Source organism: Streptomyces sp. NPDC048275 (assembly GCF_040652275.1).
Taxonomy (GTDB): Bacteria; Actinomycetota; Actinomycetes; order Streptomycetales; family Streptomycetaceae; genus Streptomyces.
The window spans coordinates 16,667-42,969 of record NZ_JBEZLR010000067.1; the positions used below are offsets into that span (position 1 = coordinate 16,667).

Here is a 26,303-nt window from a genome sequence, read left to right on the forward strand (position 1 = left end):
TCAACCCTTCAGCCCGGACGTCGCCATGCCCTGCACCAGATAGCGCTGGAAGGCGAAGAAGAACAGGACGATCGGCAGAAGCGAGATCACCGACATCGCGAACATCGGGCCGTACGCGGAACTGCTCGACTGGTCGACGAAGTTGCGCAGGGCCAGCGTGATCGTGAACTTCTCCGGGTCGAAGAGGTAGATCAGCTGGGTGAAGAAGTCGTTCCAGCTCCAGATGAAGGTGAAGATCGCGGTGGTGATCAGCGCGGGCCGGGTCAGCGGGAGGACGACCGACCAGAAGATCCGGAACGGCCCGCACCCGTCGATGCGGGCGGCCTCGTCCAGCTCACGTGGCAGGCCGCGCATGAACTGCACGATGAGGAAAACGAAGAACGCTTCCGTGGCGAGGAACTTGGGCAGGATCAGCGGCCAGTAGGTGTCCACCATGCCGAGCTTGTTGAAGATGATGTACTGCGGGATCAGCACGGCGTGGTGCGGCAGCATCATCGTCGCGATCATGAAGCCGAACATCACGCCCCGCATGCGGAAGCGCAGCCGGGCGAAGGCATAGGCGGCGAGCGAGCAGGACACGACGTTCCCTATGACCGAACCCACGCTGATCAGGAGGGAATTGATCAGGAGCCGGGACACGGTGACACCGCTGACACCGTCCAGGGCAGTGGTGTAGTTCGCCCACTCGAATCGGCTCGGCAGCAACTTCAGGCTGGTGAGGACTTCGTCCGCAGGCTTGAGAGACGTGGCAAGCAGCCAGACCAGCGGGTAGAGAAGGACGAGCAGCGTGGCCAGCAGTCCGATGTGCTTCACCACGGTCACGGTGCGAGCTCGGCTGTCGTTGCTCTTGAGGCCGGGCGCGGTCGTAGCCATCAGGCCCCCTCGTTGGCGTAGAAGACCCAGGAGCGCGAGGTCTTGAAAAGGACGAGCGTCACCGCGCCGATGGCCAGGAGCAGGATCCACGCCATGGCGGAGGCGTAGCCCATGTGTGAGGCGGAGAAGCCACGTTCGTAGAGGTAGAGCGTGTAGAACATGGTCGAGTCGGCCGGGCCGCCCTTGCCGCCGCTGATCGCGAACGCGGGTGTGAAGACCTGGAAGGACTGGATGGTCTCCAGCACCAGGTTGAAGAAGAGCACCGGGGAGAGCATCGGCAGCGTCACGGACACGAACCGCCGCCACTGTCCCGCGCCGTCGAGTGCCGCGGCCTCGTACAGGTCGGACGGGATCTGCTGCAGCCCGGCCAGGAAAATGACCATCGGGGCGCCGAACTGCCAGGCGGAGAGCAGGGCGACGACGAACACCGCGAGGTGGGGGTCGGCGACCCAACCACCGGTGTGGATACCGATGGAGGACAGCACGTCGTCCACGGTGCCGCCGTCGTTGTAGAGCGCTCGCCAGACCAGCGCGATCGACATGCTCGCGCCGAGCAGTGAGGGGGCGTAGAAGGCCGAGCGGTAGAAACCCTTGGCCCTGCGCGTGCTCCTGAGCAGCAGCGCGACGCCCAGTGCGAGGGCCAGTTTGAGCGGGACGGCAACCACGACATACAGGAGCGTGGTGCCCACCGACCGCCAATAACGCGGGTCCGCGGTGAACATGTCGGTGTAGTTGCGCAGCCCCACCCACTTGGGGGCGTCGAAGAGGTTGTAGTCGGTGAACGACAGGTACAAGGACACGGCCATGGGCGCGAGCGTCAGGAGGACAACCCCGAGGATCCACGGGGAGAGGAAAACGTAGGCGGGCCGGAGTCGTCCACCGCGCCCACGCCGTTCCCGCGGCCTCGCGGAATCGGGTGCGGTGACGGGCGGGATGGCCGTGGTGGTCATCGCAGCTCCCTCTTCGCCTCGGCAACGAACTCGTCGGCGGCCTGCCGCGGGCTCTGCATCTCGTAGATGACCCGCTGGTAGGTGCGGGTGAAGGAGACCTGGAGGACGACGTCGCCACGGGGTGGTGCCATCGGCGGTGCTTCCGTGCCGTAGGCGGCGATTTTGCGCCCGTAGCCGTAGGCCTCCTTCTCCGCGCCGGTGAGGCCCTTGCCGATCGCTGCGGCGACCTTCCGGTTGGGAGGTGTGGAGCGGGTGACGCCGAGGATCGTGCCCGCGTCGGGGTCGTTGAGCAAGAAGTCGATCAACTCGGCGGCCTCCTTGGGATGGTGGGTTGCCGCGCCCGCGCCGATGAGCATGGTCGGCTTGAAGTACTGGCCGGCCCTGCCGTCGGTCGTGGGCACGGGCGCGAGGTGGACGTTCTCGCCGAGCAGCGGCGGATATCCGAGGAAGGGGCCGTCCCAGTTGAAGTCGGTCGCCGCCAGCCCTCGGCCCATCGGGGTGTCCTCGACGGCGCCGCTGATCTGAGCGGTGTCCTTGGCCTGTGAGGCGATGCCCTGGCGGCGCAGCCTGTCGGTGAAGGTCCAGAAATCGGCCAGGTCGTCGGCGGTGAAGCCGAGCTGGTGCTGGGAGGCGTAGAGCTTCTTGCCCTTGCCGCGCAGCCAGTTCTCGAAGGCGTCCTCGTTCACACCGATGTCGGTAAGGCCGGTGTAGGCGTGACCGTTGGGGCCCTTCATTCCGAGCGCGCTGACCTTCTTGCCTGCCTCGACCCAGTCGTCCCAGGTCCAGCCGGGCCGAGGCGTCGCGACTCCGGCTTTCCTGAAGACCGTGGAGTCGTAGGCGAATCCGGTCGATCCCCGGCCCATGGGGAGCGCGTACTGCCGGCCCTCGTAGGCACCGGTGCGGGTCAGGCCCTTGTCGAAGTCGGCGGTCCGTAGCGTGCGGCTCTTGATGTAGGGGCCGAGGTTCAGGAGGGTGCCGCTGCCCGCGTACTGGGAGATCTGCCGGTAGTCGAGCTGCGCCACGTCGGGCAGGTCGCCGCCCGCCGCCTGCGTGGCGAGCTTCTGCACATACGCCTCGTAGCCCGCGAAGGAGGTGCGAACCGTGACGCCTGGGTGTCGCTTCTCGAAGAGGTTCACGGCTTCGTTGGTGCGTTGCGCGCGGTCCTCGTTGCCCCACCAGGTGAAGGTGAGCGTCACTTTCCCGCCCGCTTCCGCGTTCTGGCCGTTGCCGCTGGAGCAGCTGGTGAGGCCGGCGAGGAGCAGGGCGAGCACGGTGCCTGCGGCGGCGCCGAGAGTGCCTCGCCTCCGGCGGATGCTGGGTCGTGTCATGGCGGTGTCCCCTGGTGCGTGGCAATTGACATCGTTGTCAGAAATCAGGAGCGGTGGGTCTCCCGACAGAGCGTGCGAGGTACGCGACCAGGAGCCCGCGAGCCGCCGTTGACGGTGGTCCTCGACAGGGCGCGATGACAACGTTGCCATCGCGACAGGCGTCGAGAGGAAGATCGCAGTGTGCGCGTGATCACGAGGAATTCTCCGTCAGGCGAACGAGACGTGGCGCGGCGCGGGAAAGCAGTCGATGGGGCTGCGCGGGGTGAACGGTAGGCGACAGCAAGCGCTTTCGCCTTGGGGGAACCTAAGCGGCGTTCGAGCAGTCGGTCAATGGGGCGGCAGGAAATGCTTGATTAGGCCAGGCGCGCACACATCGGTCGTCACGCGTGACCCGCCGAGTGCCGCAAGGGGCTCCAAGAGCCTTGACGTGCACACGGCGCGGCCACAGAATGACCGCACGCTCTGACAACGTTGTCGAAGGGTATCGCCGATGTCGCAGCACCTCGTGGGGTTCACCCGCCGTCAGGCCATACAACTGGTCGGCGCCACCGGCACCGTGGCCGCCTTCCCGCTCGCCCTGGGTTCGGGCCGGGCCTCCGCCGCGACAACCACCCCCACTCCAGGAGCGGACCCTGTCTCCGACACGTACTACCGCGTCCTCCTCGCCCACACCCGCTGGTCGGAACAGCAGTGGGATGCGGCCCAAGGCCATTACACCGACAAGGACTTCGGCTTCGCGGTCGTGCTCGGCAACGCCGTCCTGCTGACCCGGGGCCCGTACGACGCCGAGCGTGCCGGAGTCGACAAGGACACCCTGCGCGCCAGGACCGTCGCCACCGTGAAGCACTTCGCGGCGTCCAACCGGCTGACCGGCGGCGCCCAGTGGGGGCGGAAGCTGTTCTGGGACACCACGTTCCAGTCGTACTTCGTGCTCGCGGCCCGCCTGTTGTGGGACGACCTCGACGAGGCGACGCGCCGGGACGTCGACAACATTGCCCGCGAACAGGCGCAGTACACCGCCCAGTTGGGCACGGCCGATGATCCCGACTCCGCCGGCTGGACCCCGCACGGCCTGAGCGGGGGGTTCGAAGGCGACACCAAGCTGGAGGAGATGGGGGTCTATACCCAGTCTCTGGCCCCCGGTCTGGCCTGGGCGAGCGACGATCCGCGGTACGAGGCATGGCGCGCCGCCTTCGGCCGGTGGAGCCGCAACGAGGCGGGGCTGCCGGCCGCCGACCTCGCCAACCCGGCCCGCGTGGACGGGGTCGCCGTCAGCGCGAACTCCGCGCAGAACCTGTACGACACGTTCATCGTCGAGAACCACGGCTCGTTCGGCCCGCACTACCAGGAAGAACTCTGGCGTACGTCGGGACGCAACAGCGCCCACTTCCTCGTGGCGGGCCGCGCCCTGCCCGAGGTGCTCACGGAGCAGCCGAATGCCGCGCCGTTGTGGCGCACCCTGCTCGGGGTGATGAGCGATGCGGGAGAGCCCCTGATGCCGATGGTCGCCGACCGCGAACACCTCTACGGTCGGGACGTCATTCCGCTCGCCTTCCTCGCGCAGGTGGTCGGAGACCGCGCCGCGGCCCGCTGCGAACTCGCCCTGGCCGAACGGCTGGAGGCCTACCAGGCGTACCCGCCGCAGTATCGCCTCGCGAAGTTCTCGGGCGAGCCCAAGTACGAACCGGAGGCGCGCGCCGAACTGGCCATCAGCTATCTGCTCCACGAGTGGCGGGCGCGGTCGGGGAACGCACCCGTGCGTCCCCTGTCACAGCGCGAGCTCTTCGAGCAGGCGAGCGGCGTCAGCGACTACGGCTCGGGTCCCGGCCTCGTCTCCCATCAGTCACCGGGCGCATGGGCCGGTGTGGTCAGCAAGGCCGGTTTCGTGAAGTTCGCCTGGCAACCGGCCCATGACGACTGGCTGTTCGCACTCAGCGGTACGACACCGATGTTCCTGCCGAGCACCAGCGCCAAGGTCACCGGACGGCCGGTCGTCGCGTACTCCCGGCTGCGGGACGGGTTCGACGGCAGCGCGAGCCTGCTCACCCTGGACGCCGGGTACGCGGGGTTCACCACTCTGCCGTCCGGCGCCGTCGTGTACGCGACCTCCGGTACGGCCGCCGGGGAAGGGCACCTGGAGGTGCACAACCTGAGCATGCCCGGGATGCCGGGGCTGGACGGAAGCCGCACGTACCGGGCGGCCGAGGGGAGCGCCACGGTCGCGGCAGAGGCCGGCACCTCGACTCCCGGCGGCCCGCGAGTCGACGAACTCACCTTTCCTCGCGGCCGGTTCCGCCATCTGCGGATGCTCGGGACACGCCCCGACCCCTCGTACGGCTATTCGCTGTACGCTTTCGAGATACGCGACGGAGCCACGGGCGCCGATCTGGCGCGCGGCGCCGGGGCGACGGCCTCCGCGTCCTCCTTCGACCCGGGCAAGGAGCCCGCACTCGCGGTCGACGGCGACGGCTCGACCCGTTGGGCGGTGTCCCGTGCGGACCGTCCTCGCGTGGACAGTTGGATCACCGTCGATCTGGGCGCGGCCCTGGACGTGGACCGGGTGACGCTGCGCTGGGAGACCGCGGCGGGCCGCGCGTACCGGATGCAGGGATCGGTCGACGGCCAGAAGTGGGCCGACCTGGCCGCCTGGCCGCGGGCGGACCTCACCAGCCGCGGCGGCTGGCTGGACATCGACGGCCGTGCCGGTCTCGTCGTGCGCGGCGGTACCAACCCGATCTCGGTGTACGGCAACACGGTCGTCCTCTCCGACGGACCGGCCGAGGGGCTTGTGGTCGAGGGACTCCCGGGCGCGACGCCCGAGCGGCTGCGCGCCGCAGCCGTCCGGAAGAGCCCCTCGGTGCAGTCCGCCCAGGTGAAGGCCGCTCTCACCGACGACTACCTGAGCCTGTTCAACCTCTCCTCGGATCCGGTGACCACCACAGTGACGATCCCGGGCTCGCACTCCGACGGAATCCGCCTGTACGAGGGTGTCCAGACCGTCACCGAATCGGGCACGGCATATCGAGCCGAACTGTCCGCCGCCTCCGCCGTGTTGCTGCCAGCGCGCTTCGTCCTCTCCGGGGAGCGCGTTCCCGTCGGTCTGCGCGCCGAGGTGCTCGACGGCCGCACGGTGCGACTCGGCGGACCCTCCTGCCACGTCACTGTCTCCGCTCAGGGCAGGAGCCTCGACGCCACGGTCCGTGCGGGCCGTACGACCACGGTCACCGTGCCGCGCGCCACGGCGTACCCGCTTGCCGATCTCGCACTCGGCCGCCCCGCCTTCCCGACCGCACCGTTGCCGCCCGGCATGACGGACCCGAACGCCGCGGTCGACGGGGACGAGGGCACCGCGTGGACCCCCGGCCCGGACGGTCGGATGGTCGTCGACCTGGGTGCCGAGCGGCACATCACGGAGATCCGCACTCAGTGGCGGGGCGGGCACATCCCGGCAGCGCAGGCCGAGTTCAGCAGGGACGGCCGTACATACACCGGAGCGGCACGGCTGACGGCGCGCGGACTGCTGCGCACCGACAGCACGGCCCGCTATGTGGCACTCCGAGTCACCGCCCCGGCCGAAGGCCACACCGCACTCACGTCCCTCACCATCACCTCGTGACCTGAGGAGCACTCCCCTGAGGAGTGGGACGCCAGAACTGACAACGTTGTCGGACTCAAGTGGAGGCCTACGTGCACGCAGGAACGCACCGGTTCAGACGCAGGCTGCTGACGTTGCTCGCCGCAGCTGTGAGCGCCACCGTGGCACTCGGAAGTCCCAATCCCCCGGCCGCGGCGGCCACCGGGAGCGCGGCGGCCACGTCGTGGAAATTGACGCACAGGGCGGGAGAGCCCGGCGACGACCTGACCGCGCATCTGCAACTCGACGACACACGAGGCACCTTGTCGCTGGGCGTACGTCGAGGCAGCACCACCGTGCTCGAGCCCGCCCCGGTCGGCATCACCACCGATGCCTCCGACCTGACCGCCGGTCTGCGGCTTCGTGGCCACACCGTACGGAAAGTGACCGAACAGTACTCCACGACGACCGGCAAGCAGCGCCGGCGTGTGGCCCATATGACCGAGGCGCGGTTCTCCTTCGCCAAGGACGATGGTGCCCGGCTCGACCTGGTCGTCCGTGTCTCGGACGACGGGTTCGCCTACCGCTATGTCCTGCCCGGCGACGACGAGGTGACGGTGCTCGGCGAGGCTTCCGCCTTCCAGGTGCCGGATGAGGCCACGGCGTGGCTGATGCCGTACACACCCAACTACGAACGGCCCCGCACCGAAACCACCGCTGCAGGCGCCGCGGCGGGCGACTACGCGTACCCTTCGCTCTTCCGGGTCGGCGAGTCCTATGTCCTGCTCACGGAGTCGGACGTGGACGGCCGTTATGCCGGCAGCCGTCTCGCGCACGACGCCGGAAGCGGCCGCTACGCCGTGGAACTCGCCGACGGACGCATCGACTCGGCGGGCCCGCTGGCCACGCCGTGGCGCACCGCCGTCATCGGTGACCTGGCCACCGTCACGGAGTCCACCCTCGTCGACGACCTGGCGCCCGACTCCCGGGTGGCGGACACCGCGTGGATTCACCCTGGGAAGGTCGCCTGGTCCTGGCTGGCCGGCTTCGGCGCGGCGCAGCGCAGCCTGGAGACCCAGCAGCGGTTCGTCGACTACAGCGCCGCCCACGGCTGGGAGTACACGCTGGTGGACGACGGGTGGAAGACCGAGGACTGGATGCCGCGGCTCATCGAGTACGCGCAGCGGCGTGGTGTGAAGATCCTGGTGTGGATGCACTGGTCCGATCTGGACACGGCCGCCGAACGCGAGGAGACCCTGGACAGGGTCAAGGCGTGGGGCGCGGCCGGGTTGAAGATCGACTTCATGGACTCGGATGCGCAGGAGCGTTTCCGCTGGTACGACGACATCCTTGAGGCGACCGCCGAACGGCACCTGCTGGTCAACTTCCACGGATCGACCATCCCGCACGGCATCCAGCGAACCTGGCCGCACGTCATGTCGATGGAGGCGGTCTACGGTGCCGAGCAGGGCAACGTGTCTCTCGCCGACGTCACCACACTGCCGTACACGCGGAATGTGGTGGGATCCATGGACTACACGCCCATGGGATTCCAGTTCGGCACCCGTAACACCTCGGAGGCCGCGGAACTGGCCCTGTCCGTCGTGTACGAGTCCGGTTTCCAGAACTTCGCGGGTTCGGTGGAGGAGTACCGTTCCCGTCCTGAACTCGAACGGTTCCTGGAGCAGGTACCGACCGTCTGGGACGAGACGCGGCTGCTGTCCGGGCGCCCCGGTGACGGGGCGACCTTCGCACGGCGTAACGGCGACCGCTGGTTCGTCGGCGACGTCACCGCCGCCGACGGGTCTGCCACGCGGCGCGTACCGCTGGACTTCCTCGGCGCCGGACGCTGGCGGCTGGAGGTCCTGCGTGACGGACCGGACGGTCTGGTCCGCGAGACCCGGGTCGCCGACCGCCGCGACGTCCTGACGGTCCCCACGTCGGCGGGCGGCGGCTTCGCCGCCCTGATCTGCCGTGCCCTGCCTGGCCGCACCACGTGCGACCGGCCCGTGGACCGCATGCCGTTGACCGAGTTGTCGGCCACACCGCAGAAGGCGGAGGCGGACGCGGGGACAACGGTCGATGTCGAAGGCACGTTCCAGGTGGAGGACTTCGGTCCGGCACGCGACGCCACCGTGCGGGTGAGCGCCCCGCAGGGGTGGACGGTCACGGACGGCACCGCTCACGCCGACGAACTCGCCACCGGCGCCGCGCTCAGCACACGCGCCACCGTGCGCGTCCAAAGGCGGGCGTCCCCGCGCTGCGCCAGGAGCGGACGGTACGGGTGTTCGTCGCGCCGCCGGGAGTGGACTACGTGAGCGATCTGCCGTTCGCGGAGGAGCGCAACGGCTGGGGGCCGGTCGAACGCGACGCTTCGAACGGGGAAAGCGCCCGAGGCGACGGCGGTCCCCTGCGCATCCGCGGCACCGCGTACGACAAGGGCCTCGGCATGCATGCCACGGCCGAGGTGTCCGTCGACATCCGTGGCGCGTACGACCGTTTCCGGGCCGACGTGGGCGTCGACGACGAGGTCGGCGGCGCCGCCACGGTCGTCTTCGAAGTGCTGGGTGACGGGCAACTGCTCGCACGGACCGAGGTGATGACCCCCGCGGACGCCGCTCGCGCACTCGACGTCGACGTCCGCGGGGTGCAGCGCCTGACGCTGCGCGTCACCGACGGCGGCGACGGCATCAACTTCGACCACGCGGACTGGGCGGACGCACAACTGCGTCAGGTCACCACTGACACCACTGAATAGCGGCGTTTCGAGGGCCGGCGGCAGTGCCGGCCCTCGGCCGCCACGGCGACCCCTACGAGGTGCCCGGCGACCGAACTGGCCCCTGACCCCTGTCCCCTGTCCCCTGTCCCCTGTCCCCTGTCCCCTGACCATGCAGACAACGACGTGTATCCCCCGGAGGTCTTCCGACATGAGATGGACCCGGCGCCTGCGCCTGTGCGTGGCAGGGGCGGTGACAGCCTCCGCGCTGTTCGCCGTTCCGGTCGCCCAGGCTGCCCAGGCTGCGCAGGCTGCCCAGGCTGCCCAGGCTGCCCAGGCTGCCCAGGCTGCCCAGCCGAGCGACGCCCAACTCACCGATCTGGTCAACCCGTTCATCGGAACCGAGAACGAAGGCAACACCTACCCCGGGGCCGCCGTGCCCTTCGGCATGGTGCAGTTCTCGCCGGACACCGGTCACAACACCGGTTACGACTACTCGCAGAACCACATCCGGGGCTTCTCCCTGATCCATCTCTCCGGCGTCGGCTGCGGCCTGGGCGGCGACTTGCCGGTGCTGCCGACCACGGGTGATGTCACCGAGACGGACTACGCCAAGTACGCCGCCGAGTTCAGCCACGACAACGAGGAGGCGAGCCCCGGCTACTACAAGGTGGGTCTCGGTTCCGGCATCGACGCCGAGGTGACGGCGACCGAGCGCACCGGAGTGCAGCGCTACACCTTCCCCGCCACCGACAAGGCCAACGTCCTGCTCAACGCGGGCCAGTCGCTGCACAAGAAGGTCTCCACCCAGGTCGAGATCCTCGACAACCGGACCGTGCGCACCGCGATCAACGGCAGCGGCTTCTGCCAGGACACCTTGCCGTACACCGTGTACACGATCACCCGCTTCGACCGGCCGTTCACGGCGTACGGCACCTGGGACGGCGACACCGTCACGGCGGGCTCGAAGACCGGCCGCGACGGCGCCTACCTCCGCTTCGACACGGCCAAGGACCGCACCGTCGAGGCGACCACCGCCCTCTCCTACGTCGACGCGCGCGGCGCAGCGGTCAACCTCCGCGCCGAAGGCGGCCGTTCGTTCGACGACGTCCGTAGTGCAGCCAACCGGGCGTGGGAGGACCGGCTCGACGACGTCCGCGCCCAGGGCGGCAGCGACAGCCTGCGCCGCACCTTCTACTCGTCCCTGTACCGGTCGTTCCTCGCGCCCAACATCGGCAGTGACGCCGACGGCCGCTACACCGGCTGGGACCAGAAGGTCCACCGCGCGAAGGGCTTCACGTACTACCAGAACTGGTCCCTGTGGGACACCTACCGCACCCAGTCGCAGCTCCTCACGCTGCTCGCACCGCGCGAGGCCCGCGACATGGCGATCTCCGTGATCAAGATCGACGAGGAGGCTGGCTGGCTGCCCAAGTGGGGCTACGGCACGGTCGAGACGAACATCATGACCGGGGATCCGGTCACACCGTTCCTGACCAACGCCTACCAGCAGGGCCTGCTCGGGGGGTACGAGGAGCAGGCGTACCGCGCCCTGAAGAAGAACGCCGACGGGGTACCGCCCGCGAACTCGCCGGCGGTGGGTCGGGAGGCCAACAAGGAGTACCTCGCAAACGGCTTCGCGCCGTACATCAAGGGCCGCCCGCACGTGAAGCCGGGCGACTCGGACTACGACCACGGGGCTTCGGCGACCCTGGAGTACGCCCTGTCGGACGCGATGCTCGCCCAGATGGCGCGGGATCTCGGACACCGGGTGGACGCGGAGCGGTACGCCGCCCGATCCCAGAGCTACCGGAACGTCTTCGACGCCTCGACCGGCTTCTTCCGGGCCCGTGACGCCTCCGGGGCCTTTGCGGGACCGGCCGACCCGGCGCAGAGCGAGGGCTTCCACGAGGGCACGGCCTGGCAGTACCAGTGGCTCGTGCCGCAGGACCTGCCAGGCATGATCGACCTGATCGGCGGCGCGCACACCGCGAACGAGCGACTGGACTCCTTCTTCGCCTACGAGCAGCTGCTGAAGGACCCGGCGAAGACGGCCCGCGAGGTGTGGGTCAACGGCCCGTACGACTACTACAACGCCGACAAGTACAACCCGCAGAACGAGCCCGACCTCATCGCCCCGTACACCTACCTGTCGACCGGCCAGCCGTGGAAGACGACCGACGTGGTGCATGCCGCGCTGACCCTCTTCACGGACGCGCCGACCGGCATGACCGGCAACGACGACCTGGGGACGATGTCCGCCTGGAACGTGCTGTCGTCGATCGGGATCTTCCCGGTACAGCCCGGCTACGACACGTGGGGCCTGTCCACCCCCGTCTTCGAGCGGGTCGATCTCACGCTCGACCGCCGCTACTACCCGCGCGGTGCCCTGACGGTGACGGCACCCGGTACCTCAGAGGACGACCGCTACATCCAGTCGGCGCGCACGGACGGGACCGCCTACGACCGGACCTACCTGACGACCGACGCGCTGCGCTCCCTGCGCTCGCTCGCCTTCACTGTGGGCCCGCGGCCTTCGGAGTGGGGGACGTCCGCACAGGCCGCGCCACCTGCGCTGAGGTGACACCGGACGCCTCATGAGTCCCGCTCCTCTCGGAGGGGCGGGACGTCGGGCCAGGCGTGGCCGGGCCCCTCCGATACTCGGTCGGCGGTGCCGCTCCGTCAGTCCGCCGACCCGCTCGACGAACGTCCGGCGGGAACAGCTTCTCCGGTCGCAGAAGTACCGGCGCACCCGGGCCGGACTACGACACCGCGCAGGCCCAACGGCCGCTCTCTCAGCGTGTGTTGGTACGTATGACCTACAGGGGTCCTCCAGCACCGCCGTGCGCGGCCGCTTGTTCCATGGCGTGTCCGACTGCGAAGGGTGGGCCCGAGCGGTCAGGGTGCCCGATGAGCTGCAGCCCGAGCGGGTCAGTGGCTGGAGCCTTCGACCTCGATCTCGGTGCGGTCGCCGGACCACAGGGTGTGGAACGTGCCTTCCTTGTCTGTGCGCCGGTAGGTGTGGGCGCCGAAGAAGTCGCGCTGTCCCTGGATGAGCGCTGCGGGGAGCCGCTCGGCGGCCAGTGAGTCGAAGTAGCCGAGTGCAGAACTGAAGCCCGGGACCGGTACCCCGGAGAGTGCGGCAGTAGCGACGATGCGACGCCAGGCGGCCTCTCCCTCGGCGACGGCCTGTGCGAAGTACGGTGCTTCGAGCAGCGTGGCGATGTCTGGATTCTCGGTGTACGCCTCCGCTATACGGTTGAGGAAGCGCGCACGGATGATGCAGCCGCCGCGCCAGATCTTGGCGATCCTGTCCTTGTGGATGTTCCAGCCGTACTTCTCGGCGCCGGCGACGATGGCGTCGAAGCCCTGCGCGTAGGAGACGACCTTTGAAGCGTAGAGGGCCTTGGCGACGTCCTCCGCGAAAGCGGAGCCGGCCTTCTGTACTTCCGGGCGGGAGGTGACCAGCCGTCGCACCGCCGCGCGCTGCGCCGGCTTGGAGGAGACGGCACGGGCGAACACGGCTTCGGCGATGCCGCCCACCGGGATGCCGAGATCGAGGGCGTTCTGCACGGTCCACACACCGGTGCCCTTGGAGCCGGCCTGGTCCAGTACGACATCCACGAACGGCTCTTTGGTGGTGGCGTCGACCTGGCGCAGGATTTCTGCGGTGATCTCGATCAGGTAGGACTCGAGCGGGCCCTTGTTCCACTCGGCGAAGATGTCGGCGATGGCCCGCGGCTGGAGACCGCCCACCGTCCGCAGGAGGTCGTACGCCTCGCCGATCAACTGCATGTCGGCGTACTCGATGCCGTTGTGGATCATCTTGACGAAGTGACCGGCGCCGTCGGTGCCCACGTGCGTGACACAGGGCTCGCCCTCGGCGACCGCGGCGATCGACGCGAGGATCGGCCCGAGGGTCCGGTAGGACTCCTCCGAGCCGCCCGGCATGATCGACGGGCCGTTGAGCGCACCCTCCTCGCCGCCGGAGACGCCGACGCCGACGAAGTGGATGCCGGTGGGAGCCATCCGCTGCTCACGGGCGATGGAGTCCTGGAAATTCGCGTTGCCGCCGTCGACGATGATGTCGCCGGGCCCGAAGCGCTCGGCGAGCTGGTCGATGACCGCGTCCGTGCCCGCTCCTGCCTGCACCATGATGATCGCGGTACGCGGCCTCGCCAGTGACGCGACGAACTCGTCGATCGACGCGGCGGCGATGAAGCCCGCCTCAGGGTGCCCGTTGACGAGTTCTTCGGTACGAGCATGAGTGCGGTTGTAGACGGCGACGGTGTTGCCCTCGCGGGAAGCGAGGTTGCGCGCCAGGTTCGATCCCATCACCGCCAGCCCGACGACGCCTATGTTTGCCGCTGCGCTGGTGTTCATCTGGACCTCTTTCGATCAGAGGGGACGGGCGAGCCCGTACGAGTCGTCAGTATCAGAACGTGAGGAGCACTTTGCCCGAGACCGAGGCGTCGGCGGCGACGGCGAAGGCCTTCAGTGCATCGTCGAGCGGGAAGGTGTGGGTGATGACCGGGCCGACTGCCAGGGATCCGTCGGCCATGGATGCGATGACCTGGTCGATCTCGTCGTTGAACCGGAATGAGCCGACCAGGCGCAGCTCTCTGGTGATGGCGTGCGCGATCGGCACGGGCTGATCGCCGCCCGGCAGGAGGCCGACCATGACCACCGTTGCGCCCCGGGTGGCACCGGTGATGGCGGAGGCGAGACCGCGGTGGTTGCCAGAGGACTCGATCACCACATCGGCGTCCACGGCGGCGATGCCTTCGGCGTCACCGGCGTGGAGCGTCCGCGTTGCTCCGACCGCGGTTGCGATGTCGAGAGGCTTCGCGTGCAGGTCGACAGCCACGATCTCTGAGGCGCCGGCTCGCGCCGCCACCGCGACGACGAGAGCGCCGATGGGCCCGCTGCCGACGACCAGGACACGCTTGCTTCGGAGGTCGCCCGCCTGTGACACGGCGTGCCAGGCGACGGCGGCCGGCTCGGCCAGGGCCGCGACGCGTAGGTCGATTCCGGCGGGCAGTTCGCGCAGCATCGCCGAGGGAAGCACGATCTCGCGGGCGAAGGCACCCTCGGTGTGGGGGAACCGCGCGGCCGAGCCGAGGTAGCGCACACCCGGGGAGAGGTTGGGCCGGTCGTGGGGGAAGCGGACGTCGGTGTCCTCGCGCGTCGCCGGGTGGACCGCGACCCGGGCGCCTGCGGCCGGTCCGGTTCCGTCGGCCGCCGCCCGTACGACGGTTCCGACCACCTCGTGTCCGAGGACCATCGGTGCCCGCAGGACGGATTGCCCTACGGCGCCGTGGCGCCAGTAGTGCAGGTCGGAGCCGCAGATGCCGCCGTAGGCGACGGCGACGACCGCCTCGCCGGGCTCGGGAGAGCGTACGGCGACACGCTCGATTCGGACGTCGTCGGCGCCGTGGGCGACGACCGCGGTGGTGGTGCTGGGGGTCATGGACGTTCCCTTCTCAGACGACGACCGTCATGCCACCGTCGACGAAGATGATCTGGCCGTTGACGTAGTCGGATGCGCTGGACGCGAGCCACACGGTGGGGCCGACCACGTCGGTCACCGTTCCCCAGCGCCGGGCGGGGGTGCGGCCGAGGATCCATGCGTTGAACTCGTCGTCGTCCACGAGGTTCTGCGTCATCTCGGTGTGGATGTATCCGGGCGCGATTCCGTTGATCTGCAGTCCTTCGCCTGCCCATTCCGCCGTCATGGCCCGGGTGAGGTTGCGCAGAGCGCCCTTGGCCGCCGTGTAGGGGCCGATGGTCGGGCGGGCGAGGTCGGTCTGGACCGAGCAGATGTTGATGATCTTGCCGGTGCGGCGCGGCAGCATCCGGCGGGCGACATGGCGGCCCACGACGAAGGCGCCGGTGAGGTCGGTGTCGACGACCCGCCGCCAGTCGTCGAGGCTCACCTCGACGAGGGGTTCGCGGTGCTGGACGCCGGCGTTGTTCACCAGGATGTCGATGGCGCCGACTTCGGACTCGATCGACGCAATGGCCTTGGCCACGGCGTCCTCGTCGACAATGTCGAACGCGCGTGCCGCGACACGGTGGTCGCCGAACCGGCGGGCGAGTGCCGTGCGTGTTGCTTCGAGTCGGCCCGGGTCGATGCCGTTGAGAACAAGGGTGGCCCCGGCGTCCGCGAGTCCCGTGGCGATGCCGAGTCCGATGCCGCGGCTCGATCCGGTGACCAGGGCGACTTTGCCGGTGAGGTCGAAAGGGGAGGTCATGTGCGTGGCTGTCTTCCTGGTCAGTAGAACTCGACGGTGTTCACGCGGTTGATCAGGCTCTGTCCGTCGAGGAGACGGGTGGCGTTGGCGGCGAAGAGTTCGGCGATGAGGCGGTCCTCCGCCGTGTCGAGCGCGGCGGTGTGCGGACTCAGCAGCACGCGGGCGTGATCCCAGAGCGGGCTGTGGGCCGGCAGCGGTTCGGTCTCGAAGACGTCCAGCGCGGCGAAGCCGATGCGGCCGGAGTCGAGTGCGTCGACCAGGGCGGCCTCGTCGACGACGCTGCCGCGGCCGACGTTGACGAGAGCTGCGCCGGGTCGGACGGCGTCGAAGAACCGCTTGCCGAGGAGGTGCTCGGTTGCCTCGGTACCGGGGAGCGTGTTCACGACCGCGTCCACGGTGGGGGCCACCTCGGTGATGCGGTCGGGGTGCACCACGGTGGAGACACCGGGGACGCCGACGTTCCTCCTGCTCGTGCCGATGACCGTCGCGCCCAGCGCGTGGAGTGCTGTGGCGACTGACCGGCCGATTCCACCGAGGCCGAGTACCAGAACGGTCTGGTGGTTCACCTGCCCCATCGTCCAGCGGCCGCTCCACTCGTGGTTGCGCTGCTGGCGGGTCAGGCGGGGCAGGTCCTTGGCTGCCGCGAGCACGCCGAAGACGGCGAACTCGGCGAGCGGACGTCCGTGTACTCCGGCCGAGGTGGTGAAGAGGACTCGGTCGAGTTCGTCGGTGCGCAGCCCTGCGGCCTTGACCTGGCCGCCTCCGCCGGCGGCCATGGTGTGCACCCAGCGCAGGCGGGGGTTGGCCCGGACGGCTCGTGCCAGGGCGGCCGGGTCCACGTCGGGAATGCCGTACAGGGCGTCGGCCGAGTCGAGGGCGGCTTCGTAGGAGTGCTGCTGCTGGGGGGTGCGCTGCCAGGCCGGGTCGCCGGCGAAGTCGGCGGGCCAGCGCATCGGCGGGAGCAGGGAGCGGTCGACGACGAGGTCGATCCGCGGTTCCAGCTCCTGGATGCGCGCGCAGTTCTCCTCGGACAGCGGTGCGGCGACGGCGACGCGGAGGCGGCCCGGCACCCGGTCCTGGCCGGTCATCGGGCGGCCTTGTTCCGCAGTGCCTCGACCTCGGCGTCGAGTGCTGCCTCGCGGGCGACGATTTCCTCGACGGCCTTGAGTGCTTCGTCGGCGCGGTGCGGCGGGATGACGATGACGCCGTCCCCGTCGGCCGCGACGATGTCGCCGGGGTTCACCACGACGCCGCCGATGGCGACGGGTTCGCCGATCGTGCCCGGGCCGTTCTTGAACGGGCCGGCAGGCGTGAGCCCGCGGGCGAAGACCGGTACGCGGAGCTGTTCGATGATCGCGGCGTCGCGTACGTATCCGTCGACGACCGCGCCGGCGGCGCCGTACACGGCGAATCGCTGGGCGAGGTTGTCGCCGATGATCGCGCGGCCGTCGTAGCCGAATGCGTTGATGACGAGGATGTCTCCGGGGCGGATGTGCTCGAGCCCGGCGATCACGGCCTTGTTGTCGCCCGCGACGGTCAGGACCGGGAGCGCCCTGCCGACGGCCCTGGCACCGCTCCAGACGGGTGAGATGCCCCCGTCGACGATGTTCAGCCGGTCGAGGGCGTCACCGAGGTTGGCAACGGAGTGGGTACGGAACCGATCGAGCACCGTGTCGTCGATGCGTTCCCATGAGGTGTTCACGCGCACGTTGTCCTGGGTCATAGCGGTCTCCCTGAGGATGGGTGTGGAGAGGAAGGCATGGAGGGCATCCGGCATCGGCTGCCGCGGGGAGGCGCGTCCGGCTTGCTCCTGTTCACCGGCCGAAGCCGGAGGGGCCCGAGGCCCTACCGTGCGCGGTGTCCGCGCGGGTCTGCCGAGGGGGCTCGGCGCACCGTTACGGCGGGACACGGCCGTGGGAGCGAGCGCCGTGGCGCGTTGATCGCCCGTACTTCCGCGTGAACGGTTCGACAGGGTCCTGGTACCGGCCTGCCCGATCAGTCGCGTATATCCCGGCGAGGTCGGCCGGCGCAGACGGCACGCTCCCGCGGCGTTCCGGCGGACGGGCCGCATACCGCGTCGTTCCGCCTCCGCCCCGCGCTTCAGCCGCCGGTGCGGGTCTCACATGCGGCAGCCCGGCATCGGCGACGCCGGAGCTCTGGTGGTGGGGCCATGGGTCGTCCCGTCCTGTCTAGAAAAACGAGAAATCTTTCGCGTTTTGCGAGAGCCAGTGTGCATGCATCCGTGCCGCAAGACAAGGGGCGGCATGCGAGGTGCCGGCCGGGACGGGGCGGCAGCCTTGCGAAGCGGTCGACACGACGAGATGCCACGCGGGCGGATCCGGGCTCCGGCCCCTGATGCAAGCCGACCGGGCATCGACGTGCACGCGAAAGCGGCTGGGCAGCACCGCGACCATCCGGGCGGCCGACCCGGAAGCGCGATGGAATCGGAAGGTTAACTTGGGGGCAACACAGAACCTTGACCGCCCGAGAATGCGAATCTATTCTCATTCGCGATTCAAGTCGCAACTCGGCTTCGGCGTTGTTCTCCCGCCCCTCACGGCACACCGAAGCCACACAGCTCCCCGAGGCGCAGCCGCCTTCCACCCCCAGGACCCACAACGTATGGGTGCGGTGCACCTCGGCACGGGAGCGACTGCCGGCAGCGACCACGTTCAGCGCACGTTTCTCAGGACACCGTTCCCGGCGTCCGCGACACCGAAAGTGAACGCGAATGACAACGTCAGATCGGCTCGGCACCACATCAGATCGTCACGAGGCCGCGTCGGAGAAGCCCGACGCGGCAGCGGTCGACGTCGTCTCCGCCAATGGCAAGGTCGTCCGCAAGGCCACCGTCGCGGGCGCGGTCGGGTCGTTCGTCGAGTGGTACGACTACGGCATCTACGGCCTGCTCGTCACCTACCTCTCGATCAACATCATGGGAGAAGCCGAGGCCGGAGGGCTCTTCCTCACCAACGTCGGTTTCCTGATCAGCTTCATCGCCCGCCCGTTCGGCAGCGTGATCTGCGGATACCTCGGGGACCGGCTCGGGCGCAAAGCCCTCCTCTCCACCCTGCTGGTGCTGATATCCGGAGCGACCGCGGCGATCGGCCTCATCCCCTCCCACGGTGTCATCGGTGTCGCCGCGCCTGCCCTTCTCGTCCTGCTCCGTGTGCTGCAGGGCTTCTCCGCCGGCGGCGAGGTGGCCGGCGCCATGTCCTTCGTCGGCGAGTACGCCCCGGACGCACGCCGCAACTACACGATGAGCTTCATCGCCGTCGGCTCGTTCATCGCCCTGATGTTCGGCAGCGCCTTCTCCGCCGTCCTCATCACGACGCTCGGCGACGACGCGATGACCTCCTGGGCCTGGCGGGTGCCCTTCCTCCTCGCCGTCCCGCTCGGCTACGTCGGCTTCTACATCCGCCGCCAGCTGGAGGAGACTCCGCACTTCGAGGCGCTGCGCGAGCAGAACACCGTCGCGCGCAACCCGCTGAGGGACGCCCTGACCTCGCCGCGCCACCTGAAGGCGATCGCACTCACGATCTTCCTGCCGGCACTCAACGGCCCCGGCTACTACCTGCTGTTCGTCTACATGCCCACCTACCTGAAGACCTCGCTCGGCGAGCACAACTTCTCGATGCTGCGGGCACTCACGGTCACCGCGTTCAGCCTGGTCGCCATCGTGATCTGTATCCCGCTCATGGCCCGGCTCTCGGACCGGATCGGCCGCAAACCCGTCCTCACCGGCTCCGCCGTCGCGATGGCCGCCGTCTCGTACCCGATGTTCCGCCTCATCACCACGGGAGAATTCGGACTGGCCTGCATCGGCACCATTGTCCTGGCGGTCGCCTTCTCCGGCCACGCTGCCGTCGTCCACACCGTGCTCGCCGAGATGTTCCCGACGACCGTGCGCTACTCCGCCTACAGCATCGGGTTCAGCATCTCGACGATCATCTTCGGTGGCAGCGCCCCCCTGTTGATGACCGAGCTGATCGAGTCGACCGGCTCCAACCTCGTCCCGGCCTTCGCCTCCATCATCACCGCCCTGATCACCCTGGTCACCGTTGCCTTCCTGCGCGAGACCAAGGGGCGGCCCCTCGCAGCCAGCTGAACCGCCCACCCCCACACACCAGGAGAAACCATGGGAATCAACTCCGTAGCCGTCGTCGCCGACCTCGGCGAGAGCTTCGGCAACTACACGATCGGGGACGACGGCGCCCTGCTCGGGCTCGTCACCGCGTCGAACATCGCCTGCGGCTTCCACGCCGGCGACCCGCGCATCATGGACCAGACCGTCGCGGACTGCGTCGAGCGCGGCATCGAACTGGGAGCCCACCCCGGCTACCCCGACCTCGTCGGCTTCGGCCGCCGGCTCATCGAGGCGACCGAGGAGGAGATCCGCACCGACGTCCTCTACCAACTCGGTGCGCTCGACGCCTTCGCACGGGTGCACGGCGGCACCATCAGCCACGTCGCCCCGCACGGCCGGATGGGCTCGATCGCGCAGACCGACGCCAAGCACGCCCGGGCCATCACCGACGCGATCGCCGCATACAACACCGACTACATCGTCATCTGTCAGCGCGGTCTGCTCGCCGAGGAGTCCCGCAAGCGCGGCCTCGAAGTCGGCTATGTGTTCCTGGCCGACCGCGGATACGGAGACGACGGCATGCCCGTGCCCCGCTCACACGAAGGCGGCCTGATCCACGACCCCGAGCTGATCGGCCGCCGGTCCGCGCAGGTCGTGCGGGAGGGCACCGTGCGCTCGGTCAACGGAAACGTGGTGCCGCTCGGCCACGACGCCGACGTCCTGCTCCTGCACGGCGACCACCCGTCCGTCCTCGCGAACGGCACCGCGCTGCGTGCCGCGCTCGACGCCGAGGGCATCCGCGTCGCGGGCATGCGGGACGTCCTTGCGGAGAAGGCGGAGAAGGCGGAGGCTGCGCTCGCCCACTGAGGGCCGAACGCACGATCAGGCGATGACCACAGCACAGTACGGCGCCGTCACCGTCGAGCCCTTCGGGGACTCGGCGGTGATGGTGACCATCCCCCACACCGACCAGGCCATCCGCAGCGCCCAGATCGTCGCCTTCCGCGACCGGTTCCTGGCGCACCGCCCACACGGCGTGCTCGACGTCGTCTCCGGTCTCGAATCCCTGCTCATCGAGTTCGACCCGCTGCAGACCGCACTCCAGCACGTGGAGTACGCGGCCCGCATGGTGGCGCAATGGGCGCCGTCGCCGTCGGCCGGCCCGCGGGCGGTGCGGACGTTCGCCATCCCGGTGGTCTTCGACAGCGAGAACGGCCCCGATCTGGCGTCCGTCGCCGAGGAGATGGGCCTGGCCCCCGCCGAGGTTGTCGAGGCGATCGCCGAGTCCACCTTTACGATCGCTCTCCTCGGTGCGGCGATGGCCCCGATGATGGACGGGCTCAAGATGCCCAGGCCCGTGCGCCGGCGTGCCGAGCCGCGGACGGACGTCGCCCCCGGCGCCATCATGATCGCCGGGACCAACGCCATCATCCAGCCGTTCCCCGGCCCGACCGGCTGGCGCGTGGTCGGGCGCACGCCGCACACCATCGTCGACATCTCCCGCCCGGACCCCGTCTCGTTCGGCACCGGCGACATCGTGCGCTTCATCCCCGTCACGCGGGACGAAGCGGCGGCGCTGGACGCCGGTTTCCTGCTGCCGACGGAGGAGCCCGCATGAAGACCGTGGCGCTGGAGATCACCGGCACCGGATGGATCACCACGTTCCAGGACCTCGGCCGCCGCGACACGGAGCGGCGCGGAGTCCCCACCGGCGGCGCGGCCGACCAGCACTCGGCGACCGTCGCGAACCTCCTCGTGGGCAACCCCCGCGGCGCGACCTTGCTCGAGAACCTCGGAGGCGAGCTGGCACTCGTGCCCGACGCCGACGTCCTGCTCGCAGTGACCGGCGCCCCCGCCCAGGTCACCGTCGCCGGCTGCCCCGCCGACGGTTGGTCGCCGCTGGTCGTGCCGGCGGGCCACGAGGTCCGGGTCCGCGGCGACATGAAGCAGGGCACCCGCACCTATCTGGCCGTGAACGGAAGGCTGAGCACGGAAACCCTGCTGGGCAGCGCGGCGCCGGACGCCCGGATGGGATTCGGGCAGGCCGTCACCCGGGGCTCGCGCGTCCTGCTCAAGACGGAGTTCCGGGGATTCGGTCGCCAGCAGTTCCAACCGCCGCTGTTCCGACTCCCCGTACCCGTCCCGTGCTTCGACGACGGCCCCTGGGTCATCGACGTCGTCGCCAGCCACGGAATCCACACGATCCCCGGCATCCGCGAGGTGATCGAGGAGGCGACCTACACCGTCACACCCCGCTCCGACCACGTCGGGCTCCGGCTCGACGGACCGGTGCTCCACCCGGCCTCGGACACCGAGATCGTGTCCCACGGCGTGCCCATCGGAGCACTGCAGATCCCGCACGCGGACGAGTTGATCGTCCTCGGCCGTTACCGGAGCCTGACCGCGGGCTATCCCATCGTCGGTGTCGCCTCACGGGCGTCCCTGCCGCTGCTCGGACAGGCCGGACCGGGGCAGCAGCTCCGGTTCCGCTGGACCGACCGCGAGACCTCGCTGCGCCGCTTCGCGCGCCGCGAAGCCGAGGTTCGCGCGCTCGGACACGCGGCTGCCGAGGCATTCAGCGCCCTCGGCTTCACGATCCCCTTGCCACCCACTAATTGAAAATATATTCTCAATTGAAGCCTTACCCTCACATCGCCCATGGAGGAGGAACGGTGACGAAGCCGAACGGCACAACCGCGCTCATCACAGGAGCCGGAAGCGGGATGGGACGCGAGACCGCACGGCTGCTCGCCCGGGACGGTGCCGCCGTCGTCCTGCTCGGCCGCAGGCAGGAGGCGCTCGACGCCGTCGCCGCCACGATCCGCGGCGAAGGCGGAACGGCTCTCGCCCTCGCCGCGGACATCACCCGCGCGGACGACGTGGCACGTGTCCTCGACCGGGTGCGGGCCGAACTCGGCCCGGTCGACGTCCTGGTCAACAACGCGGGCAGCGCCTCATCCGTGCCCAACCCGCAGTGGCTCCCGCACGACGAGTGGCGTCAGGTCCTCGACGTCAACCTCACCGCGGTCTTCCAGCTCACCCAGGCCGTCCTGCCCGACATGCTCGGCCGCGGCACCGGGACCATCGTCACCGTCTCCTCGCTCGCCGCCGTCAACCCCAACCTGCTCGGCGGCGCCGCCTACGGCGCGGCCAAGGCCGGCGTCCGCAACTTCATGACCTTCCTGCACAACACCTTCCGCAACCAGGGGCTACGGGCGATCACCGTCCTGCCCGGCGAAGCGGACACCCCCATCCTCGACCACCGCGCCCGGCCCCCGCTGCCGGAGGAACGCGCCGCCATGGTGCAGCCCGAGGACGTGGCCGAGGCCGTCCGTCTTGCCGTCAGCCTCCCCCAGCGCGTCGTCCTCCAGGAGATCGTCGTCGCCCCCACCCGGCAGCGCGACACCTCGGCCGACCTCGAAATCAGCCGTTGGGCGGGCGCCCCCGCCGACGCCGCACCGCAGGCCTGACCACCCCGCTACCAGGAGGAACGCATGCCGCCCACCATCACCACCCAGCCGCCCCTGTTCACCTCGGCAGACGCCGTCGCCCGGATCGAGGCGGCGTCCCGCCGGACGCAGCAGCCACAGTCCCAGGGCGACCTCGTCTCCCTCGCCATGGGCGAACCCGACTTCGACACACCCTCTCAAGTGACCGAGGCGGCCCACGCCTCGCTCCGTGCCGGACGCACCCATTACTCACCGCTGCGCGGCGAACAGGCCTTGCGCGATGCGCTCGCCGGAAAGCTCACCGGCATCGCCGGGGCACCGGTGTCCGCCGCCGACATCCTGATCACCCAGGGCGGCACCGCCGGTCTCGCCGCCGCGATCCTCGGCATCGTCAACCCCGGTGACAAGGTGGTCGTTCCCGACCCCACCTACTCCCTCTACGCCGACCTGGTCGCCATGGCCGGAGGCACCGTCGTCCCCGTCCCGCTCGCGCCGGACCTCCACTGGGACCTTGACCGGCTCGCCGACGCCCTGACGGACGCCAAGCTCTTCGTCTTCTGCAACCCCGTCAACCCGACCGGCATCGTTCACAGCCGCGAGGAACTCGACGCGCTCGCCGACCTGCTCGACGGCACACCCACCATCGTCATCTCCGACGAGGCGTACTCCGACCTCGACTACACCGGGCGGCCGTTCACCTCGACCATCTCCGTCGACGGCCTGCGCGACCGCACCGTCTACTGCCAGACCTTCTCCAAGAGCTACGCCATGACCGGCTGGCGCGTCGGCTACCTCTGGGGGCCGCCGTCGTTCATCCAGGCGGCCGCGCGCATCCACAACACCTTCAACGGATCGGTCAACACCTTCATCCAGGACGCCGCGCTCGTCGCCGTGCAGAGCTGCGACGAAGACGTCGCCCGGATGCGCGCCGCGTACGAAGAACGTGGCGAGATCATGCGGAGGGAACTGGCCACGATCCCCGGTATCACCCTCAGCGCACCGGAAGGCGCGTTCTACCAATTCCCGCGCTACGACATCGACCTGCCCTCCGTGGAAGTCGTCGCGGCACTGCGCGCGCACGGCGTCGCCGTCCGGCCCGGCAGCGAATTCGGTGCCGCGGGCGAGAGCCACCTGCGGCTGTCGTACGCTGCCAGCCCGCAGTCCATCATCGAGGGCATCCGCCGGTTGGCCGACGGACTCTCGGCCCTGCGATGAACACCGTCCCGCACGCAACGAGGAGTCGCCCCATGCGCAGTGACACCGAGCGCAATCGCAGGCATCTCATCAAGGCGGCAGCACGGCTGTTCGAGAACTCGCCGACGCCCGTCAGCCTTGCCGAGATCGCCAAGCACGCTGAGGTGTCCACCGCGACGGCCTACCGCCACTTCTCCTCCGTCGAGGAGATCCTGCACGCCTTCCGCGCCCAAGTGGGCTCCGAACTGCGGGACTTCAGCGCACGGCAGACCACGCGAGGCATGGCGAAACTCGACGCGGTGTCACGGTACTGGGTGTCCCTGGTCCTCGAACACGGCGGCGCGATGGCACAGATGCGCTCGCACCGCGGCTATCTGGAACGGCTGCGCGAAGGAACCGGCTACCTCACCCCGCAGGCCGAAGCGCTCGCCGATCCGCTGCGGCAGACCACCGAGGAACTGGGCCTCGGAGATCTCGGCGACGAAGCCCTGTACCTGTGGAACGCCCTGTTCGACCCACGGGACATCCTGGACCTCATCAAGAGCGGACGCACCGAGGACGAGGCCGCCACCCGCCTCGTGGCCGCACTGCGTGGCGCGCTGATCGGCTGGTCCACCCCGGAGCACTGACAGGGCGCATGCCAGAGGACCGGTTCGGCGCCTCCTCCCCGGATGGGGCCGAACCGCGCTGTACGGCCGGGCCGTGAGGCCGGCCGTACAGCGCCTCCCCGGACTACACCGGCCATCCCTCCGCGCCCGCCCCTCCTCCCGCAGCACATCCCTCTGGCACCGGGCCGGCCCGCACGCGAACAGAGAGACAGCACACGTGGACGTCAACGCGCACATCGAGGCCGTCTACGACAACCTCCGCCGACGGGACCCCGGAGAAACGGAGTTCCACCAGGCAGCACACGAAGTCCTGCACGCGATAGGCCCCGTGCTCCGAGCGCACCCGGAATACGCGGACACCCGGATCGTGGAGCGGCTCTGCGAACCCGCTGGCTGCACGACCGTCGTCGGCTGCTCGAAAGTTCCACGCTGCGCCTGGTCTTCGACAATCTTCGGGCTGCCTTTGACCTGGCCGTGGACGACAGCCTGATACCCAAAAATCCATGCCTCGCCAAATCGGTGCAGGACGCCAAGCCGAAGCGAGGAGATGGCGGCCGGGCAGAGCTGACCCTGACGTGGGAGGACACCGAGAAGATCCGCGCCGAACTTCCCGACCGCTACAAGGCACTCGTCGACTGCGGTCGCGGCCTGGGCCTTCGTCAAGGAGAAATATTCGGCCTGTCACCAGAAGACGTCGACTGGGCACACCCGGACGGCCCGATGGTGCACGTGCAACGGCAAGTAGTCCACGACGGCTCGTTCCTGGCATACGCCCTCCCAGGGGCGGAGACGACGAGGACCCGAAGGACCGGTGGGTCGAACTGACCGACGACGTGGCCATCCCCCTGCGCGAGCATATGGAGAAGTACCCGCCCGTCGAGGTGACCCGACCGTGGGGCAGCAAAGGCGGCGACCCGGTCACGGTGCAGCTGATCTTCTACACTCGAGAGAAGACCGCCATTCAGTCGAATTGGTTCAACTCCTACCGCTGGAAGCCTGCTCTGGCGGCGGCCGGCCTCATCAAGCCCCTTGACCCCAACGCGAGGGGACGGCGCTGGGAGAAGTCCCGCGACATGATGATGCACGCCCTCCGACACCTGTACGCGTCGATGATGATCAACGGCGGGGTAGACGTGTACACACTCGCGGATCGGCTCGGACACGCCGACCCTGCGTTCACTCTACGTAAGTACGTGCACCGGGTCGTGGGGGCCGGTTCCAAGATCCGCATCGCGGTCCGGAGCGCCTACACGAGGACCGCATGACTCCT

21 protein-coding genes are annotated in these 26,303 nt (G+C 69.3%); 13 read left to right on the forward strand and 8 right to left on the reverse strand.

Features of this window, described 5'->3' with window-relative positions:
• Genes AB0D57_RS31615 through AB0D57_RS31625 form a run of 3 tightly spaced genes read right to left on the reverse strand, consistent with a single transcriptional unit; the run spans position 1 to position 3,151 of the window.
• Complete coding sequence (locus tag AB0D57_RS31615; protein WP_362080683.1) at positions 1–873, reverse strand: carbohydrate ABC transporter permease; 873 nt, start codon at positions 871–873, stop codon at positions 1–3.
• Entirely contained in the window at positions 873–1,823 is a 951-nt protein-coding gene (locus AB0D57_RS31620) for a sugar ABC transporter permease (RefSeq protein ID WP_362080687.1), read from the reverse strand. The genes AB0D57_RS31615 and AB0D57_RS31620 overlap by 1 nt, the downstream gene beginning before the upstream one ends.
• On the reverse strand, positions 1,820–3,151 hold the full coding sequence (locus AB0D57_RS31625; protein WP_362080690.1) for an ABC transporter substrate-binding protein: 1,332 nt from the start codon (positions 3,149–3,151) through the stop codon (positions 1,820–1,822). The genes AB0D57_RS31620 and AB0D57_RS31625 overlap by 4 nt, the downstream gene beginning before the upstream one ends.
• Before the next feature lie 490 nt (positions 3,152–3,641).
• Here AB0D57_RS31625 and AB0D57_RS31630 point away from each other — a divergent pair, with 490 nt between their 5' ends.
• From AB0D57_RS31630 to AB0D57_RS31645, 4 genes are all read left to right on the forward strand, one after another.
• The gene (locus AB0D57_RS31630; RefSeq protein WP_362080693.1) at positions 3,642–6,767 is read left to right on the forward strand and encodes a discoidin domain-containing protein; all 3,126 of its coding nucleotides are present in this window, start codon (positions 3,642–3,644) and stop codon (positions 6,765–6,767) included.
• Between the two features lie 71 nt (positions 6,768–6,838).
• On the forward strand, positions 6,839–9,043 hold the full coding sequence (locus AB0D57_RS31635; protein WP_362080696.1) for a glycoside hydrolase family 97 catalytic domain-containing protein: 2,205 nt from the start codon (positions 6,839–6,841) through the stop codon (positions 9,041–9,043).
• The gene (locus tag AB0D57_RS31640; protein ID WP_362080699.1) at positions 9,040–9,483 is read left to right on the forward strand and encodes an NPCBM/NEW2 domain-containing protein; all 444 of its coding nucleotides are present in this window, start codon (positions 9,040–9,042) and stop codon (positions 9,481–9,483) included. Before AB0D57_RS31635 ends, AB0D57_RS31640 begins: the two co-directional genes overlap by 4 nt.
• Positions 9,484–9,652: 169 nt before the next feature.
• Positions 9,653–12,025, forward strand: a complete 2,373-nt coding sequence (locus tag AB0D57_RS31645; protein ID WP_362080702.1) for a GH92 family glycosyl hydrolase — start codon at positions 9,653–9,655, stop codon at positions 12,023–12,025.
• Positions 12,026–12,372: 347 nt separating this feature from the next.
• On the opposite strand, the gene gndA is transcribed toward AB0D57_RS31645, so the two are convergent.
• Genes gndA through AB0D57_RS31670 form a run of 5 tightly spaced genes read right to left on the reverse strand, consistent with a single transcriptional unit; the run spans position 12,373 to position 17,418 of the window.
• The gene (gene gndA, locus AB0D57_RS31650; RefSeq protein WP_362080705.1) at positions 12,373–13,824 is read right to left on the reverse strand and encodes an NADP-dependent phosphogluconate dehydrogenase; all 1,452 of its coding nucleotides are present in this window, start codon (positions 13,822–13,824) and stop codon (positions 12,373–12,375) included.
• 52 nt (positions 13,825–13,876) lie between these two features.
• Positions 13,877–14,911: a zinc-binding dehydrogenase gene (locus AB0D57_RS31655; RefSeq protein WP_362080709.1), complete on the reverse strand. Its 1,035-nt coding sequence runs from the start codon at positions 14,909–14,911 to the stop codon at positions 13,877–13,879.
• Positions 14,912–14,924: 13 nt separating this feature from the next.
• The gene (locus AB0D57_RS31660; RefSeq protein ID WP_362080712.1) at positions 14,925–15,695 is read right to left on the reverse strand and encodes an SDR family oxidoreductase; all 771 of its coding nucleotides are present in this window, start codon (positions 15,693–15,695) and stop codon (positions 14,925–14,927) included.
• Between the two features lie 20 nt (positions 15,696–15,715).
• On the reverse strand, positions 15,716–16,783 hold the full coding sequence (locus AB0D57_RS31665) for a D-2-hydroxyacid dehydrogenase (RefSeq protein ID WP_362080715.1): 1,068 nt from the start codon (positions 16,781–16,783) through the stop codon (positions 15,716–15,718).
• Positions 16,780–17,418, reverse strand: coding sequence for an RraA family protein (locus tag AB0D57_RS31670; protein WP_362080718.1), 639 nt, complete (start codon positions 17,416–17,418; stop codon positions 16,780–16,782). The genes AB0D57_RS31665 and AB0D57_RS31670 overlap by 4 nt, the downstream gene beginning before the upstream one ends.
• Positions 17,419–18,426: 1,008 nt before the next feature.
• Here AB0D57_RS31670 and AB0D57_RS31675 point away from each other — a divergent pair.
• From AB0D57_RS31675 to AB0D57_RS31715, 9 genes are all read left to right on the forward strand, one after another.
• Positions 18,427–19,803 carry an MFS transporter gene (locus tag AB0D57_RS31675; protein ID WP_362080721.1) on the forward strand — a complete coding sequence of 459 codons (1,377 nt, stop codon included), beginning with the start codon at positions 18,427–18,429 and terminating at the stop codon, positions 19,801–19,803.
• A gap of 30 nt (positions 19,804–19,833) precedes the next feature.
• Complete coding sequence (locus AB0D57_RS31680; RefSeq protein WP_362080724.1) at positions 19,834–20,649, forward strand: 5-oxoprolinase subunit PxpA; 816 nt, start codon at positions 19,834–19,836, stop codon at positions 20,647–20,649.
• 22 nt (positions 20,650–20,671) lie between these two features.
• Complete coding sequence (locus tag AB0D57_RS31685) at positions 20,672–21,400, forward strand: carboxyltransferase domain-containing protein (RefSeq protein WP_362080727.1); 729 nt, start codon at positions 20,672–20,674, stop codon at positions 21,398–21,400.
• Positions 21,397–22,401: a biotin-dependent carboxyltransferase family protein gene (locus tag AB0D57_RS31690; protein WP_362080730.1), complete on the forward strand. Its 1,005-nt coding sequence runs from the start codon at positions 21,397–21,399 to the stop codon at positions 22,399–22,401. Before AB0D57_RS31685 ends, AB0D57_RS31690 begins: the two co-directional genes overlap by 4 nt.
• Before the next feature lie 53 nt (positions 22,402–22,454).
• Positions 22,455–23,252, forward strand: a complete 798-nt coding sequence (locus AB0D57_RS31695; protein ID WP_362080733.1) for an SDR family oxidoreductase — start codon at positions 22,455–22,457, stop codon at positions 23,250–23,252.
• 24 nt (positions 23,253–23,276) lie between these two features.
• The gene (locus AB0D57_RS31700; RefSeq protein WP_362080736.1) at positions 23,277–24,446 is read left to right on the forward strand and encodes an aminotransferase class I/II-fold pyridoxal phosphate-dependent enzyme; all 1,170 of its coding nucleotides are present in this window, start codon (positions 23,277–23,279) and stop codon (positions 24,444–24,446) included.
• A 32-nt stretch (positions 24,447–24,478) separates the two neighbouring features.
• Complete coding sequence (locus tag AB0D57_RS31705) at positions 24,479–25,054, forward strand: helix-turn-helix domain-containing protein (protein WP_362080740.1); 576 nt, start codon at positions 24,479–24,481, stop codon at positions 25,052–25,054.
• Positions 25,055–25,507: 453 nt separating this feature from the next.
• Positions 25,508–25,858 (forward strand): hypothetical protein, encoded by a 351-nt coding sequence (locus AB0D57_RS31710; RefSeq protein ID WP_362080743.1) that lies wholly within the window; start codon positions 25,508–25,510, stop codon positions 25,856–25,858.
• Positions 25,859–25,866: 8 nt separating this feature from the next.
• A complete protein-coding gene (locus tag AB0D57_RS31715; protein ID WP_362080746.1) occupies positions 25,867–26,298 on the forward strand; it encodes a tyrosine-type recombinase/integrase in 432 nt (143 codons plus the stop codon).
• The last annotated feature ends 5 nt before the right edge of the window (positions 26,299–26,303 follow it).